Source organism: Micromonospora sp. C51 (assembly GCF_018070435.1).
GTDB classification, from domain to species: Bacteria; Actinomycetota; Actinomycetes; order Mycobacteriales; family Micromonosporaceae; genus Micromonospora; species Micromonospora sediminimaris.
Map to the genome: position 1 here is coordinate 1 of NZ_JAGPXQ010000071.1, position 16,809 is coordinate 16,809.

Here is a 16,809-nt window from a genome sequence, read left to right on the forward strand (position 1 = left end):
CCCCCACCCACCCGACCGCTCACGTCGATCATGAGGTTGGCGGCATTTTTGATCTATGGATGAACCGTCAACCTCATGATCAACAGGGAGCTGGCAGGGGGTGGGTGGGGGTCAGGTGACGTTGGCGGGGCCTAGGACGCTCTTCAGGTCGGCCATCAGGGCGGTGGTGGCGGCCACGCGGACCGGGCTCAGGCGCAGGGTGGTGGTGCGGGTGCCGTTGAGGAGTTTGACGTGCACCTCGGCGTCACCGGGGTGCAGCACCAGGGTCTCCTTGAGGCGTTCCACCAGCGGCGGAGTGCAGCGGGTCACCGGGATGGTGAGGGTGACCGGCTTGTTCGCCGTACTGGTGCTGATGTCCGGCAGGGACATGTCCATCGCCATGATGCGCGGGGTGTCGTCGCGCCGGTCGACCCGACCCTTGACCACCACGATCGCGTCCTCGGCGATGTACTGCCCGATCACCTCGTAGGTGTTCGGGAAGAACAGCGTCTCCACGCCACCGGCCAGGTCCTCCAGGGTGGCCGAGGCCCACGCCCGCCCCTGCTTGGTGACCCGTCGCTGCACGCCGGAGAGGATGCCGGCGAGGGTGACCACCGCGCCGTCGGGCACGGTGCCCTCCTCGGAGAGCGCCGCGATGGTGGTGTCGGCCGCCGCGCCGAGAATGTGCTCCAGGCCGAACAGGGGGTGGTCGGAGACGTACAGGCCGAGCATCTCGCGCTCGAAGGCGAGCTTGTCGCGCTTGTCCCATTCCCCCTCGGCGATGACCGGCATGACCGTGGTGTTCGTCGCCACCTCGGCGTCCCCGAAGCCCGCGCCGAACAGGTCGTACTGCCCGACGGCCTCCTTGCGCTTGACGTCGGCGTACGCGTCGATGGCGTCGGCGTGCACGGCGAGCAGGGCCTTGCGGGGGTGCTTCAGCGAGTCGAACGCCCCCGCCTTGATCAAGGATTCGATGGTCTTCTTGTTGCAGACCACCGCGTCCACCTTGGACAGGAAGTCGTAGAAGTCGGCGTACTCGCCCTTCTCCTCGCGGCAGCGCATGATCGCGGCGACCACGTTCGCGCCGACGTTGCGGATCGCGCCGAGGCCGAAGCGGATCTCCCGGCCGACCGGGGTGAACGGGCCGGCCGAGGTGTTCACGTCCGGCGGCAGTACCTGGATGCCCATCCGCCGGCACTCCGACAGGTACATGGCCATCTTGTCCTTGTCGTCACCGACGGAGGTCAGCAACGCCGCCATGTACTCGGCCGGGTAGTTGGCCTTCAGGTAGCCGGTCCAGTACGACACCAGCCCGTAGCCGGCGGTGTGTGCCTTGTTGAAGGCGTAGTCGGCGAACGGGACGAGGATGTCCCACAGGGTCTTGATGGCCTCGTCGGAGTAGCCGTTGCTCTTCATCCCGTCGCGGAACGGGATGAACTCCTTGTCGAGGACCTCCTTCTTCTTCTTGCCCATCGCCCGGCGCAGCAGGTCGGCCTTGCCGAGGCTGTACCCGGCGAGCACCTGGGCGGCGCGCTGCACCTGCTCCTGGTAGACGATCAGACCGTGGGTCGGGCCGAGGATCTCCTCCAGCGGCTCGGCCAGCTCCGGGTGGATCGGGGTGATCTCCTGGAGCCCGTTCTTGCGCAGCGCGTAGTTGGTGTGCGAGTTGGCACCCATCGGGCCGGGTCGGTAGAGCGCCAGGACGGCGGAGATGTCCTCGAAGTTGTCCGGCTTCATCAGCCGCAGCAGCGACCGCATCGGCCCGCCGTCGAGCTGGAACACACCGAGGGTGTCCCCCCGGGCCAGCAGCTCGTACGTCGGCTTGTCGTCCAACGGCAGCTTGAGCAGGTCCACGTTGCGGCCGTGGTTCAGCTCGATGTTCTTCAGCGCGTCGTCGATGATGGTCAGGTTGCGCAGGCCGAGGAAGTCCATCTTCAACAACCCGAGCGACTCGCACGTCGGGTAGTCGAACTGGGTGATGATCGCCCCGTCGGCGTCCCGGCGCATCAGCGGGATGTGCTCGATGATCGGCTCGGCGGACATGATGACGCCGGCGGCGTGCACGCCGGTCTGCCGGATCAGCCCCTCGATGCCCTTGGCGGTGTCGATCACCTTGCGGACGTCGGGGTCGGACTCGTACAACCCACGGATCTCGCCGGCCTCGGCGTACCGCGGATGCTTCGGGTCGAAGATGCCGGTGAGCGGAATGTCCTTGCCCATCACCGCGGGTGGCATCGCCTTGGTGATCCGGTCGCCGACCGCGTACGGATAGCCGAGCACCCGGGCCGAGTCCTTGATCGCGGCCTTCGCCTTGATGGTGCCGAAGGTGGCGATCTGGGCGACCTTGTCCTCACCCCACTTGTCGGTGACGTACTTGATCACCTCTCCGCGCCGACGCTCGTCGAAGTCGATGTCGACATCCGGCATGGAGACCCGCTCGGGGTTGAGGAACCGCTCGAAGATCAGCCCGTGCGGGATCGGATCCAGGTCGGTGATGCCCAGGGCGTACGCGACCAGGGAACCGGCTGCGGAACCACGGCCCGGACCGACGGCGATGCCCTGCGCCTTGGCCCACTGGATGAAGTCGGCCACCACGAGGAAGTACGACGGGAAGCCCATCTGGATGATGACGCCCAACTCGTACTCGGCCTGCACGACGTGCCCCTCGGGGATGCCCTCCGGGTACCGGCGGGCCAGGCCGGCGAAGGTCTCCTTGCGGAACCAGGACTCCTCGGTCTCCCCCTCGGGCACCGGGAAGCGCGGCATCAGGTTGTGGAACTCGAACATCCCGGTCGGGTCGACCCGCTCCGCCACCAGCAGCGTGTTGCGGCAACCTTCCAGCCAGGGGTCGGAGTGGTCCACGCCGCGCATCTCGTCGGCCGACTTGATGTAGTAGCCGCTGCCGCCGAACTTGAACCGGTTCGGGTCGGCCACGTTGCTGCCGGTCTGTACGCAGAGCAGCACGTCGTGCGCCTCGGACTGCGCCTCGTGCGTGTAGTGCGAGTCGTTGGTGACCACCGGCGGGATGTTGAGCTTGCGACCGATCTCCAACAGCCCGTCGCGGACCCGCTTCTCGATGTCGAGGCCGTGGTCCATCAGTTCCAGGAAGTAGTTCTCCCTGCCGAAGATCTCCTGGTACTTCGCGGCGGCTTCGAGGGCCTGCGCGTCGTGGCCGAGCCGCAACCGGGTCTGCACCTCGCCGGACGGGCAGCCGGTGGTGGCCATCAGTCCGTCGGCGTACTCGGCCAGCAGTTCGGTGTCCATCCGGGGCCACTTGACGAAGTAGCCCTCGGTGTAGGAGCGCGAGGTCAGCGCGAACAGGTTGTGCAGGCCGGTCTTGTTGCGCGCCCAGATCGTCTTGTGGGTGTACCCACCGCTACCGGAGACGTCGTCGCTCTTCTGCTCCGGCCGGCCCCACCGCACCCGCTGCTTGTGGAACCGTGACTCCGGTGCCACGTACGCCTCGATGCCCAGGATCGGGGTCACCCCGGCGGCCATCGCCTGCTTGTAGAAGTCGTTCGCGCCGTGCATGTTGCCGTGGTCGGTCATCGCCACCGCCGGCATCCCCTGCCGCTTGACCTCGGCGAACAGATCCTTGAGCCGGGCCGCCCCGTCAAGCATCGAGTACTCCGTGTGCACGTGCAGATGCGCGAACGAATCGCCCATGCGGAGGCCCCCCGGGTCAGCTGATCGAGTCGGTCGGCGCTAACCCTAACCCCGCCGTCGTCGGCCGCTCCAGCGCGCCGCGCCCGGTGCTCGACGACCCGCACAGCGACGCGAAGCGCTACCGCCGACACGATATCGTCCCGCGAACATCGTTAGGTGATGGACAACAGTGTGTGCCACACAGTATAGTGTGACACATGGTCAGCGATGACGTCCTACGGACCCATCTACAGGAGTTACGTCGAGGCACCGTGGTGGTGGCCAGTCTGGTCGCGCTCCGTCGACCCGACTACGGCTACGCGCTGCTGCAACGACTCACCGGGCACGGCTTCCCGGTCGACGCGAACACTCTCTATCCCCTACTACGGCGGCTGGAGGAGCAGGGGCTCCTGACCAGCGAGTGGAACACCGAGGAGAGCCGACCCCGCAAGTTCTACCGCACCAGCGACTCCGGCGAGCAGATGCTGCGGCGCCTGCTCGACGACCTCGCCGCCGTACAGACCTCCCTCACCGCCCTGATCGAAGGAGCCCCCCGATGACCTCCCTGACCGACCGCTACCTGGCCGCCACCCTGCGCTCGGTGCCGACCGGGCGGCGCGAGGAGATCGCCACCGAACTGCGCGCCTCCATCGGCGACATGGTCGACGGCCGGACCGCCGACGGGGTCGACGCCGCCACCGCGGAACGCGACGTCCTCACCGAGCTGGGAAACCCCGCGCAACTGGCCGCCCGATACACCGACCGGCGGCTTCAACTCATCGGTCCCGAGTACTACCTGGCCTGGCAACGGCTGCTGATCGTGCTGCTCAGCACCATTCCCGCCATCGTCGGGGTGCTGATGGGCGTACTCGAGGCCACCGTCGCCGACAACGCGGCGGGCGCGATCGGCGAGGGCATCGTCGGGGCGTTCACCGTCGCCGTGCAGATCGCCTTCTGGGTGACCCTTGTCTTCGCGGTGATGGAACGCCTCGGCACTCCGCTGAACCTGCCCGAGTGGAGCGTCGACCAACTGCCCGAGCACCCCACCGAGCGGGACATCACGCTCACCGACGTGTGTGCCTCGATCGTGTTCCTGTGCCTGTTCATCGCCTTCCTGCCGTGGCAGCACTTCCAGTCCGTGGTGGGTCCCGACGGCGAGCGCCTGCCGATCCTCGATCCGGCGCTGTGGACGCTCTGGCTGCCGCTGCTGCTCGTCGTCCTGCTCGCCAGCATCGCGCTGGAGATCGGCAAGTACCGCGCCCGCCGATGGACCTGGTCGCTGGTCGTCGGCAACGCCGTGCTGAGCCTGGCGTTCGCGGTGCCGGCGATCTGGCTGCTGCTCGGCGACCGGCTGCTCAACCCGGAGTTCGTCGACCGCTTCGCCTGGCTGCGCGACGGCGGCCTCGACACGGTTGCCCGGATCAGCGTCGTGGTGATCGTCGCGATCACCCTCTGGGACATTGCCGAGAGCGTGGTCAAGGCGCGTCGATCCGCACGGTGAGCAGGAGCGGGCCTGGACCAACGAACGTACGATGATCAGCGGAACAACCGATCCCACCGAGGGAGCAGCCGTGGAACTGATCATCGGACTGGTGTGCCTGGTGTTGATCGTCGTGGCGGTGCTCGGCTTCGGCGTGTCGATCTACAACGGGCTGGTCCGGGCCCGCAACGCGTACCGCAACGCCTTCGCCCAGATCGACGTGCAGCTCGTCCGGCGGCACGACCTGATCCCCAACCTGGTCGAGACCGCGAAGGGTTACCTCAAACACGAGCGGGAGACGCTGGAGGCGGTGATCAACGCCCGCAACGCCGCCGTCAACGCACAGGCCACCGCCGCCGCGGCCCCCGGCGACCCGGCCGCGATGCAGCAGCTCAGCGGGGCGGAGAACGCACTCACCGCCACCCTGGGTCGGCTGTTCGCGCTCTCCGAGGCGTACCCGGACCTCAAGGCCAACCAGAACATGATGCAACTGTCGGAGGAACTGACCTCGACGGAGAACCGGGTGGCCTTCGCCCGGCAGGCGTACAACGACGCGGTGATGGCCTACAACAACAAGCGCGAGGTGTTCCCCGCCAGCATGGTGGCGGGGATGTTCTCGTTCGGCCCGGCGGAGCTGTTCCAGCCCGACGACCCGCAGCAGCGCCAGGCGCCGCAGGTCTCGTTCTGATCGGGTGCCGATGAACTTCTTCGAACGACAGCGCCAGGTGCGTCGGCTGTCGACCCGGCTGGTGCTGCTGTTCGTGCTGGCTGTGCTCGGGATCGTGGTGGTGGTGAACATAGCGGCGTTGTTCGCCTTCAACGCCACCGCCGCCGATCCCGCCCAGCTCGCCGGGTTCATCGCCATGGTCACCGTCGCCACCCTCGCCGCGATCGGGCTGGCCGCCCTGGTCCGTACGCTCGCCTTGCGCGGCGGCGGCGGGAAGGTGGCCCGCGAGTTGGGCGGGGTGCCGGTGCCGGCGAACACCACCGATCCGGAGCTGCGCCGGCTGCGCAACGTCGTGGAGGAGATGGCGCTGGCCTCCGGCGTACCCGTGCCCGAGGTCTACGTGCTGCCGGAGGAGACGGCGATCAACGCCTTCGCCGCCGGGTGGACCCCGTCCGACGCTGCCGTCGCCGTCACCCGGGGCGCGTTGCAGCGACTCAACCGGGACGAGCTCCAGGGGGTGATCGCCCACGAGTTCAGTCACGTCGTCAACGGCGACATGCGGCTCAACATCCGGCTGATGGGCCTGCTGTTCGGCATCCTCTTCCTGACCGTGATCGGTCGCGGGTTGGCCCGCGCCGGGGTCATCGGCGGCGGCCGGTCGCGCGGCAACAACAGCGGCGGCAGCGCCGCCCCACTGGCGCTGGTGGGCCTGGCCCTGCTGGTGGCCGGCTACGTCGGCGTGCTCGCCGGGCGGCTCATTCAGGCGTCGGTCTCCCGGCAGCGGGAGTACCTGGCCGACGCCTCGGCCGTGCAGTACACCCGCCAGACCCAGGGCATCGCCGGGGCGCTGAAGAAGATCGGGGGGCTCAGCGCCGGGTCCGAGCTGAAGTCGCCGAAGCGCGACGAGGTGGGGCACATGCTCTTCGGCGAGGCCGCCCGGACGTCCTGGTTCGCCACCCATCCCCCACTGGCCGACCGGATCAAGGCACTGGAGCCTTCGTTCGACCCGGCCCAGTTGCAACAGTTGTCGCGGCAGTGGGCGGCGGCGCCCCCGTCGGGCCGCCAGGAGGACATCGCCATGGGGCTGGCTCCGACCGGTCCCACCGGGCCGGGCGGGTCAGGGCTGCCCGCGCACGGCGCCCGGATACCCGTCGCACCGGAGGACGTGTTGGGCCGGGTGGCCGCGCCGACGGACAGCGCCTACGCCCACGCGGCGGCGATCCTCGACCGGATCCCGGATCCGCTGCTCGACCGGGCCCGCGATCGGCAGGCGGCCGTACCGCTGCTGCTCGGTCTGCTGCTCAGCGCCGAGCCGGCGGTCCGGCAGCACCAGTACGCCGCAGTGGCCCAGCGGCACGGCCAGGAACTGGCCGACGCCGCCCGGCGCGCGGCGGACGACCTGGACGAGTTCCCCGCCGAGCTGCGATTGCCGCTGGCCGAGCTGGCCTTCCCGGCGCTGCGCGAGCGTCCGGACGCCGACCTGGAGTCACTGCTGGCGGCCGTGTTCACGTTGATCCAGGCGGACGGCGAGATCAACGTGACCGAGTACTGCCTCTCCCGGCTGCTGCTGGCCGAGTTGGAGGAGTCGCTGCGGCCGGACTCCCGCTGGCGTACCGACCGGCGCAAACTCACCGACGCGCGGTCGGCGGCGGCCACCCTGCTGGCCATTCTCGCGCAGGTCGGGCACCCGCACGGACCCGAAGCGGAACGGGCCTTCCAGGCCGGAGCCGGCACGCTGCTGCCCGGCGCGAACCTGCCGTACGCGCCGCCGGAGAATGGCGTGCTCGCCCTGGAGACCGCGTGGCCGGTGCTGGACGGGTTGCGACCGGCCGACAAGGAACGGCTGGTGGCGGCCACCGTCGCGGTGATCAGCCACGACGGGATGATGACCGTACCCGAGATCGAGTTGCTGCGAACGATCTGCGGTCTGCTGCACTGCCCCCTGCCGCCGATGGCCGGCCCCGTCACCGACTGACAACCCCCGCGCGACCTCCTCGGCCCACCTCAGCGGGCTCGGGCCCGGACGTCCCCTCGCGGGCGCGGCTCGCTGGCGCTCCGCGGTGCTCTGCCCAAGGTAGGTGCCACCAGAATCCAACACAGAGCGTGGTTTTCACTGTGCGTAACAACAACGGGACCTACCCCCACTCCACTGCGCTCCCTTTGCTCTGCTTCAACCCACGCACTAGCGCTTGAGCAGGCAGGCTGCGTCCGCCCTCGGCCACACATGCCACATCCGCTGATACTTTCCGTGAGTGTTGCGTCAGTTGAAGCAGAGCAAAGGGAGCGCGGGTAGATGGTTGGGGGAGGCCGGGCAGCACTGTCCGTGAGATCGCGGTACGGCGGCGGGGACTGCCGGCGGTGAGCGGACCGACCACCCGGGCTCACCCGACACGACGGGCCGGCGGCGCGGGGATGGCATGCTGCCGAGGGTGAGCACCGAGACCGCTGAGGAGTGGCGGCAGCCTGCCGAGTCCACCGACGCGTGGCGGCGGGCCGAGACCAGTGACGAGTGGCGACGGCCGGGGCCGACCCCGGAGCAGCGACGGCTGGACCTGTTCGCCGGCCTGGCGGCGACGGCCCTCGCCCTGCTCAGCCTGACGTTGGCCCGCAGCACCGGGGCGTTCTTGCTGGGCCCACCGCCGTCCGGTGTCGAGCAGCTCTTCTGGACCGTCGCGGTGCCGCTGCCGTTGATCTGGCGACGTCGCTTCCCCGTCGCCGCCACGCTGGCCGTGTCGGCCGCGTTCATCGGTTCGCAGGTGCGCGCCGTCCCCGAGTGGCAGCTCTCCAGCTGGGCGCTGTTCATCGCCATCTACACGCTGGGTGCCTGGGGTCGGGACCGTCGGTTGTCCCGCCGACTGCGGATCGGCGTGATCGTTGCGATGTTCACCTGGATGGGGATCGCCCTGTCGATCAACTACCGCACGCTCAGCACGGAGGACTTCGCCGACGCGGTCGGCCCGGTGCCGCCGGTGCTCGCCGCAATCGTCACCGGCATCCTGGTCAACGCGCTGTACTTCGGGTTCGCGTACTTCTTCGGCGAGACCGCCTGGGTGGCCGCCCGCCGTGAGCACCAGCTGGCCGAGCAGGCGGAACGACTACGCCGGTCACAGGCCGAGGTACGCGAGCACGCGGTGGTCGGCGAGCGGGTCCGGATAGCCCGTGAGCTGCACGACGTGGTCGCCCACCACGTGTCGGTGATGGGGGTGCAGGCAGCGGCCTGTCGCCGGGTCTTCGACAAGGACCCGGCGAAGGCCCGCGCCGCCCTCGTCTCCATCGAGGAGACCGCCCGGCAAGCGGTCGACGAGTTGCGCCGGATGCTCGGCGTGCTGCGGGCCCGCGACGGCGACGCGGAGAACACCCGGCAGCCGGCCGGTATCGACCGGATAGCCGCCCTGGTGGACCGGGCCGGCGAGGCCGGGCTACGCGCCACCCTGGGGGTGTACGGCGATCCGCAGCCGTTGCCGGAATCGGTTTCCCAGGCTGCGTACCGGGTGGTGCAGGAGGCCGTGACGAACGTGTTGAAGCACGCCAGCGGGGCGAGTCTGCTCGACGTCCGGGTCCGTTATCTGGCGCAGGAGATGGAGGTCGAGGTGAGCGACGACGGCCGGGCCAGCCGCTCGGCGAACGCCGACGGGCTGGGACTGATCGGGATGCGGGAACGGGTCGCGACCCACGGCGGTGAACTGGAGGTGGGTCCGCGTACCGGCGGTGGTTGGCGGGTGCGGGTCCGCTTCCCGCTGCCGGCGGGGAGTCCGGCGTGAATCCGATCCGAGTGCTCCTCGCCGACGACCACCATCTGGTGCGTACCGGCTTCCGGGTCATCCTGGAGATCGAGGACGACATCGAGGTGGTCGGCGAGGCCGCCGACGGGGAGCGGGCCGTCAGCATGACCCGGGCGCTGCGTCCGGACGTGGTGTTGATGGACGTGGAGATGCCCGGCGTGGACGGGCTGGAGGCCACCCGGCGGATCAGCGCCGGCGACGACGAGCCGGGCGGGCCGGCCGTGCTGATGCTGACCACGTTCGACCGCGACGACTACCTCTTCGCCGCGCTACGTGCCGGGGCGAGTGGCTTCCTGCTCAAGAACGGCACACCGGAGGCCCTGGTCGACGCGATCCGGGTGGTGGCCCGCGGCGACGGCCTGCTCGCGCCGGAACTCACCCGGCGGGTGATCGCCACCTTCGCCCGCCCGGGCAGTCAACCCGGTGACGACGTCGCATCGGAGGCGGCGCTGGACAGCCTGACCCCCCGGGAACGCGAGGTCCTGATGCTCGTCGCCGGGGGCGCCAGCAACGCCGAGATCGCCGCCAGCCTGCACCTGGGCGAGGCGACGGTGAAGTCACACGTCAGCCGGGTGCTGGCCAAGCTGGGGTTGCGCGACCGGGTCCAGGCGGTGGTCTTCGCGTACGAGCACGGGGTGGTCCGGCCCGGCGGGTGAGCGGCCTCCGCCGCGAGGGGGAGTCATGATCTCCGTCCGCGGGCGGACGGCGGCCAGCCTCCGCCGACCTACCGTTAGGCCATGACCAGCGTGCTCCGCCTCGACGGCGTCGACCGCAGCTTCGGCGACCGTCAGGTACTGAAAGACGTCTCCTTCGACGTCGCCGCCGGCCGGATGACCGGCTTCGTCGGCGGCAACGGCGCCGGCAAGACCACCACCATGCGGATCATCCTCGGGGTGCTCGCCGCGGACGCCGGCCAGGTGACGTGGCAGGGTGAACCGCTGAGCCGGGACGCTCGGCGACGCTTCGGGTACATGCCCGAGGAGCGCGGCCTGTACCCGAAGATGAGCGTCCGGGAGCAGGTGACCTACCTGGGTCAGCTGCACGGGTTGACCGCCGACGCCGCTCGGCGGGCCACCGACGGGCTGCTGGAGCGGGTCGGACTCGCCGAGCGGGGGAACGACCTGCTGGAGACGCTGTCGCTGGGCAACCAGCAGCGCGCGCAGATCGCCGCCGCGCTGGTGCACGACCCCGAGGTGCTGGTCCTCGACGAGCCCTTCTCCGGCCTCGATCCGCTGGCCGTCGACACGGTTGTCGGCGTGCTGCGGGAGCGGGCCGCCGCCGGGGCCCCGGTGCTCTTCTCCAGCCACCAGCTCGACGTGGTCGAGCGGCTCTGCGACGACCTGGTGATCATCGCGGACGGCTCCATCCGCGCCGCCGGCAGCCGGGAGCAGCTGCGCTCGGCGTACACCACGCCCCGTTTTGAGCTGGTGGTGGAGACCGACGCCGGCTGGCTGCGCGACCACCCCGGGGTGAGCCTGGTGGACCTCGACGGCGCGCGCGCCGTGTTCGACCTGGCCGCCGGCACCGACGAACAGCCCGTGCTGCGCGCGGCGCTGGAGCGCGGCCCGGTCCGTGCGTTCCGCCCGGTCACCCCATCCCTCGCCGAGATCTTCCGAGAGGTCGCCAAGTGAACGTCATGCAGGCCACCCGCCTCGTCGCCGCCCGGGAGATCCGGGTCAAACTGCGCGACCGCACCTTCCTGATCAGCACCGTCGTCTTCCTGCTGATCGCGGCGGCGGCGACGATCCTGCCACCGCTGCTGTCCGGCGGGCCGTCCACGGTGGCCGCGACCGAGGCGGCGGCCGGGCCGTTGCGGGCGGCGGGGCTGGAGGTGCTCGCCGTACCCGACGACGCCGCCGCCGAGCAGGCGGTCCGCGACGGCGATGCGGACGCCGCGGTGGTCGCCGGCCCGGCCGTGCTCGCCATGGACGACGCCCCGGGCGACGTGGTCTCCGCGTTGAGCACCGAACCCCCGGTCCGCCTGCTGAATCCGGACGCGGTGGACCCGGTGGTGGCCTTCCTGGTGCCGTTCGCCTTCGCCTTCATCTTCTTCATCACCTCCCAGACCTTCGGGGTGCAGATCGCGCAGAGCATCATCGAGGAGAAGCAGACCCGGATCGTGGAGATCCTCGTCGCCGCGGTGCCGGTCCGCGCCCTGCTGGCCGGGAAGATGCTCGCCGGTACGATCCTGGCGCTCGGACAGATCGGCCTGGTGGCCGTGGTCGCGGTGGCCGGCATGGCGTTCGGCGACAACGGCGGGCTGCTGTCGCTGCTCGGGCCGGCGATCGGCTGGTTCGTGCCGTTCTTCCTGCTCGGCTTCGTGCTTATCGCGTCGATGTGGGCGGCGGCCGGCGCGCTTGTCAACCGGCTGGAGGACATCGGTGGCGTGTCTATGCCGGTGCAGCTCGCGGTGATGCTGCCGTTCTTCGCGGTGATCTTCCTCAACGACAACGTCACCGCCATGCGGGTGCTGTCCTACCTGCCGTTCTCCTCGCCGACGGCGATGCCGCTGCGGCTATTCAACGGCGACGCCGCCGGCTGGGAACTTGTCGTCTCGCTGGCCCTGCTCCTGGTCGCGGCGGCGGGGTTCCTGCTCGCCGGAGCCCGGGTGTACGAGGGTTCGCTGCTGCGCACCAACGGCCGCACCTCGATCCGCACCGCCTGGCGCGAACGCGAAACCCTGGGCTGAGCGTCGCCGCCTGAGCACCGCCGCTCAGGCAGCAGTTTCCCCGAAGTTGCCGCCTGAGCGCCGCGTGATGCAGCAGTTTCCCCGAAGTTGCTGGCCGGGCGGGGACGATCAACGGTGCGGCGGGATGACTGCCCAGTCGGTGGGGAGGTGGGGCGTGGGCCAGGTGGGGTCGGGTTGCCAGGTCTTCCAGGACTCGTCCCACCAGCGCTCGCCGGCGTCGAGCAGGGCGGCGATCCGGTCGCCCTCGGCACGGATCGCCTCGCCCAGACCCGGGTATCGGCCCTCCACCAACCGCTGGGCGAACATCTCCACATCCTTGAAGACGTACCGGTCGGCGTCCGCCGCCCACCACAGGTCCAACTCGTGATCCAGGGTGTCCACCCCGATCGGCGTACGCCGGAACGGATCCTGGAGGTTGAAGTACCAACCGGCGAAGGCGCGCTCCGGGCCGGACCAGAACACGTCGACCGAGTGCGCCTCGCCGGGCCGTTGCAGCATCAGCTTGCCGTGACCGGTCCAGGCGGTGTGCCCGGCGAGCTGCCACGGATGCCGGCCGCACGGAAACTCACCCCGCTCGGGGAAACCGAACTCGGCCCCGGTCGGCAGGTAGAGCGCGAGCAGGTCGGGTGAATCCTCTACGCAGATCGTCGGACAGCCGAACCACACCTCACCGAGCAGGATCTCCCGCCGCACCACCGAGTCACCCGGTGCGAACCGGCCAGCCGTGGTCACGGGCGGAGGTGCCTCTCTACTTCCTGCCGATGAGCTGCTGGGTGATCGGCCGCCCGGCCTCGCTGGCGAGCCGCAGGATCAGCGTGCCGACCTGATCCTGCTCGCCCGCCTTGAGCCCCACGTCTGTCGAGTTGACCCGCATCGGCGCCTGGCCGGTCGGTTTCACCAGGTACGCCGCGGTCTTGCCGGCGAAGAGGGTGCCGCCACCGAAGACCTGGACCTCCACCTCGGTCACCTCGGCCCAGGTGGTTGCCCGGGCGTTACCGTTGCGGACGTACACCATCCCGCCAGGGTAGAGGTAGCCGGCCTCGAAGCCCCTTACCAACACGACGACGAACCAGCCGACAGCGCAGATCCCGAGCGCCAGCGGCGGGATCGCCACCCAGACGAGCGGTCGCCAGGAGGCCGCGAGCGCGAAGAGGGCGACCGACACCAGGATCGCCACCGCGCCGACGGCGACGATGGTGAGGGCGGAGCTGATGGGGTTGCCGCTGCTGCGCTTGTCGATGAGCACGCCCAGCCCGCGTTCCGCCGCCAGGCTGGCGACCTTCTCCGGTACGTCCTGCCGCTTGTCGACACTGCTCATGTTCGCCCCGTTTCGATCGGCTCGAAAAAATCAGCGGCGAGCATATCCATAGTGGGCAGTCGCGGCTGCCCCGTACGTCTGGGGTCAGACTGGCCCTGTGCGACGTGTGCCGCCGCCTGACCGTGCCCGACCGCCTGGACACGAGGAGCACGATCATGGACGTACGGGATGCGGCCACCGAGGGCAGCTTCCTCCCTCCGGTCTCCCTCTTCCTCCGACCTGGCGGGCGGGCGTCGACCGAGACGCAGCACGGGCCTCAGTTCTCTGGCAGCGTACGCATGGTGCGCAGTGGGGAGAAGACGACCCAGAGCACCCCGAGCAGGGCGCCGAGGCTGGCGATCCAGAGGGCGGGCCGCACCCCGATGGCGGCGCCGAGCGTTCCGCCGAGTACGGCACCGATCGGCCGGATGCCGTAGTTGACGGTGCGGCGGAAACCGGAGACCACCGCGAGCATCGACACAGGTGTGGCCGCGATCTGCACCGACCCGACGGCGATGTCGAGGACCATGACGCCCAGGGCGGAGACGAACTCGGCGGCGAACAGCAGCGCGAGCACCAGCGGCTGTGGTCCGGTGGCCAGCGGCACCAGGATCAGTGGGGCCGGGAAGGCGACGAAGCCGACGAGCACCGCGGGGCCGATGCCGATCCGGCGACTGACCGGGCCGGTGACTGCCGCGCCGAGCAGTCCACCGAACGAGCCGGCCCCGATGAGCAGGCCCAGCAGTCCCGGGGAGACACCCAGCTCGGTGGTCACGTACAGCACGAACAGCGCGGCGAACATGTAGTTGAACAGGTTGAGCGTGGTGGTGCCGAGCAGTGTCGCCCGGAGGATCGCCGAGCGGACCACGTACCGCACGCCGGCGGCCATGCCTCGGCCGGGTCCGCTCTCCACGGGACTCTCGGTGATCGTTATCCGGGCCAGGAAGACCGCCGAGGTCAGGTAGGTGATCACCCCGGAGAGGAGTGCGACCGGGGCGGTCAGCACCTGCACGAGCACGCCACCGATGCTCGGGCCGGCCACGTCGGCCATGGCCCTGCTGCCGTTGACCAGGCTGTTGGCGTCCACGTAGTCCGACCGCCGGACCAGGGCGGCGAACAGGCTGACGTGCGCTACCTCGAAGAACATCGAGTGGACGCCGATCAGAAAGGTGACGGCGCAGAGCAGCGGCAGGTTCAGCAGGTCCGCCCACCAGAGCAGCGGCACGGCCAGCAACAGGCCCGCCCGACCCACGTCGGCGACGATCATCACTTGGCGGCGGCGGGGGTACCGGTCCACCCAGGCGCCGGCCGGCATGGAGAAAAACAGGTTCGGCAGCAGCGCGGCGGCGGTCAGGTAGCCCATCTCGGCGGGTCCGGCGCCGAAGGCGAGCACGGCCAGCAGCGGCACGGCGAGCACAGTGATCTGGTCGCCGAAGAGCGAGACGGTCTGCGCGGACCAGTAGCGACGGAAGGCCGCCTGCCGCAGCAGCCGTGGGATGCGCGGCCGGCGCGGCGGCGCCGGGTCGGCCAGGACGAGAGTTCCGGTCACGACCCGTCGCCGCCCGCCGGCTCTTCCGGGGGTACGGCGCCGCGCGGCAGCGTCATCTGCACGAATGTCACCGGGCGGGATCCGGACGGGCGTTTCGTCGGGTCGGCGAGCCGTTCATCGTACCGGGCCAGCAGCGCGTCGATCTGTTCCGTGACCTCGCGCAGTTCCGCGGCGGTGACGTGCAACAGCGCGTCGCCGAAGCCGGCGGCGGCCCGCCACTCGGCCGGCTCGTCGGCGCGGATCGCGAGATAGTCTCGCGCCCGTTGCAGGTAGATATCGACCATCACGCTGTTGATCTGGTCGGCGGCGGACCGCATGGCCGGGTCGTCGGAGTCGTCGTCCCAGGAGGTGTACGGCGTGGTGGCCCGCCAGGGCCGTTCCCGACCGTCCGCGCCGGGCACCCGTTCGGCGAACCCGTACTTGGCGAGTTGCCGCAGGTGGAACGAGCAGTTCGGCACGTTGTCGTCGAGCCGGGCCGCCGCCTGGGTCGCGGTCATCGGCCCTTCGCCGCGCAGCAGCCCGATCAGGCGCATCCGCAACGGGTGGGCGTACGCCCGCAGGGCACGCGGGTCGGTGACCTTGAGCGAGCGCCGAGGTACCTCGTCAGTCATACAGTAGAGAATGCTTTAGAAAGACATCTCTAGCAACCCCCTAGCGGAGACTCCGCACTCGAACCGAATCGCGACAAGCGATCTGCTGCGCTCGACACGCTGGCGGGGAGCGACTGAAGGCGGCGAATGAAGAAGGCGCCGACCCGATGGGGTCAGCGCCTTCGACTCGTACGCGGGGTCAGCCGACGGCGGCCATGACCTCGTCGGAGACGTCGAAGTTCGCGTAGACGTTCTGCACGTCGTCGCTGTCCTCCAGGACGTCGATCAGCTTGAAGATCTTGCGCGCGCCTTCCTCGTCCAGCGGCACGTTGACGCTGGGGATCAGGGAGGACTCGGCCGACTCGTACTCGATGCCGGCGTCCTGCAACGCGGTCCGCACGGCGAGCAGGTCACCCGGCTCGGAGATCACCTCGAACGCCTCGTCGAGGTCGTTGACCTCCTCGGCGCCCGCGTCGAGGACGGCCAGCATCACGTCGTCCTCGGTGGTGCCGGCCTTGGGCACGATCACCACGCCCTTGCGGGAGAACATGTACGACACGGAGCCGGCGTCGGCGAACGAACCGCCGTTGCGGGTCAGCGCGGTGCGTACCTCGGTGGCGGCGCGGTTGCGGTTGTCGGTCAGGCACTCGATCAGCAGCGCGACACCGTTCGGGCCGTACCCCTCGTACATGATCGTCTGGTAGTCGGCGCCGCCGGCCTCCAGGCCGGAGCCGCGCTTGACGGCCCGGTCGATGTTGTCGTTGGGGACCGAGTTCTTCTTGGCCTTCTGGATCGCGTCGTAGAGCGTCGGGTTGCCGGCCGGGTCTCCGCCACCGGTACGCGCCGCGACCTCCACGTTCTTGATCAGCTTGGCGAACATCTTGCCGCGCTTGGCGTCGATGACCGCCTTCTTGTGCTTGGTCGTCGCCCACTTTGAGTGGCCGGACATCTGTTACCTCCGTTGCTACCCGCCGTCTGCATCGACCGCACCGAGCGCCCCGCTCCGCACCGGCGCACACGGTGGTGCCGGTCAGCTCTGGTGGAAGCAGTGGCGGCCAGATGGCCCTGCCGAATCTCGACAATCCTACCGACGTGGGGGGGGGGGGGGGGGCCCCGCCCCCCCCCCCCCCC

The 16,809-nt window shown here is 69.8% G+C and carries 14 protein-coding genes; 8 read left to right on the forward strand and 6 right to left on the reverse strand.

Going from position 1 to position 16,809, the window contains the following annotated elements; genetic code table 11:
* Positions 1-111: 111 nt before the first annotated feature.
* Positions 112-3,645: a DNA polymerase III subunit alpha gene (gene dnaE, locus KBX50_RS31650; RefSeq protein ID WP_210941510.1), complete on the reverse strand. Its 3,534-nt coding sequence runs from the start codon at positions 3,643-3,645 to the stop codon at positions 112-114.
* Positions 3,646-3,842: 197 nt separating this feature from the next.
* Here dnaE and KBX50_RS31655 point away from each other — a divergent pair, with 197 nt between their 5' ends.
* From KBX50_RS31655 to KBX50_RS31690, 8 genes are all read left to right on the forward strand, one after another.
* Positions 3,843-4,184 carry a PadR family transcriptional regulator gene (locus KBX50_RS31655; protein ID WP_210941511.1) on the forward strand — a complete coding sequence of 114 codons (342 nt, stop codon included), beginning with the start codon at positions 3,843-3,845 and terminating at the stop codon, positions 4,182-4,184.
* On the forward strand, positions 4,181-5,125 hold the full coding sequence (locus KBX50_RS31660; RefSeq protein ID WP_210941512.1) for a permease prefix domain 1-containing protein: 945 nt from the start codon (positions 4,181-4,183) through the stop codon (positions 5,123-5,125). Before KBX50_RS31655 ends, KBX50_RS31660 begins: the two co-directional genes overlap by 4 nt.
* Before the next feature lie 31 nt (positions 5,126-5,156).
* Positions 5,157-5,792, forward strand: coding sequence for a LemA family protein (locus tag KBX50_RS31665; protein ID WP_247674824.1), 636 nt, complete (start codon positions 5,157-5,159; stop codon positions 5,790-5,792).
* A gap of 10 nt (positions 5,793-5,802) precedes the next feature.
* Positions 5,803-7,746 carry a M48 family metallopeptidase gene (locus KBX50_RS31670; protein ID WP_210941513.1) on the forward strand — a complete coding sequence of 648 codons (1,944 nt, stop codon included), beginning with the start codon at positions 5,803-5,805 and terminating at the stop codon, positions 7,744-7,746.
* Positions 7,747-8,317: 571 nt separating this feature from the next.
* The gene (locus KBX50_RS31675; protein WP_247674826.1) at positions 8,318-9,532 is read left to right on the forward strand and encodes a sensor histidine kinase; all 1,215 of its coding nucleotides are present in this window, start codon (positions 8,318-8,320) and stop codon (positions 9,530-9,532) included.
* Positions 9,529-10,209, forward strand: coding sequence for a response regulator transcription factor (locus KBX50_RS31680; protein WP_210941515.1), 681 nt, complete (start codon positions 9,529-9,531; stop codon positions 10,207-10,209). Before KBX50_RS31675 ends, KBX50_RS31680 begins: the two co-directional genes overlap by 4 nt.
* Before the next feature lie 81 nt (positions 10,210-10,290).
* Complete coding sequence (locus KBX50_RS31685; RefSeq protein WP_210941516.1) at positions 10,291-11,184, forward strand: ABC transporter ATP-binding protein; 894 nt, start codon at positions 10,291-10,293, stop codon at positions 11,182-11,184.
* On the forward strand, positions 11,181-12,242 hold the full coding sequence (locus KBX50_RS31690; RefSeq protein ID WP_210941517.1) for an ABC transporter permease: 1,062 nt from the start codon (positions 11,181-11,183) through the stop codon (positions 12,240-12,242). The genes KBX50_RS31685 and KBX50_RS31690 overlap by 4 nt, the downstream gene beginning before the upstream one ends.
* A 108-nt stretch (positions 12,243-12,350) precedes the next feature.
* Here the strand turns inward: KBX50_RS31690 and KBX50_RS31695 are convergent, their stop codons facing one another.
* From KBX50_RS31695 to KBX50_RS31715, 5 genes are all read right to left on the reverse strand, one after another.
* Entirely contained in the window at positions 12,351-12,974 is a 624-nt protein-coding gene (locus tag KBX50_RS31695) for a DUF402 domain-containing protein (RefSeq protein ID WP_210941518.1), read from the reverse strand.
* 16 nt (positions 12,975-12,990) lie between these two features.
* A complete protein-coding gene (locus KBX50_RS31700; RefSeq protein WP_210941519.1) occupies positions 12,991-13,560 on the reverse strand; it encodes a hypothetical protein in 570 nt (189 codons plus the stop codon).
* 256 nt (positions 13,561-13,816) lie between these two features.
* Complete coding sequence (locus tag KBX50_RS31705) at positions 13,817-15,088, reverse strand: MFS transporter (RefSeq protein ID WP_210941520.1); 1,272 nt, start codon at positions 15,086-15,088, stop codon at positions 13,817-13,819.
* Entirely contained in the window at positions 15,085-15,699 is a 615-nt protein-coding gene (locus KBX50_RS31710) for a helix-turn-helix domain-containing protein (protein ID WP_210941521.1), read from the reverse strand. Before KBX50_RS31710 ends, KBX50_RS31705 begins: the two co-directional genes overlap by 4 nt.
* A 178-nt stretch (positions 15,700-15,877) precedes the next feature.
* Positions 15,878-16,627, reverse strand: a complete 750-nt coding sequence (locus KBX50_RS31715) for a YebC/PmpR family DNA-binding transcriptional regulator (RefSeq protein WP_210941522.1) — start codon at positions 16,625-16,627, stop codon at positions 15,878-15,880.
* Positions 16,628-16,809: the final 182 nt, after the last annotated feature.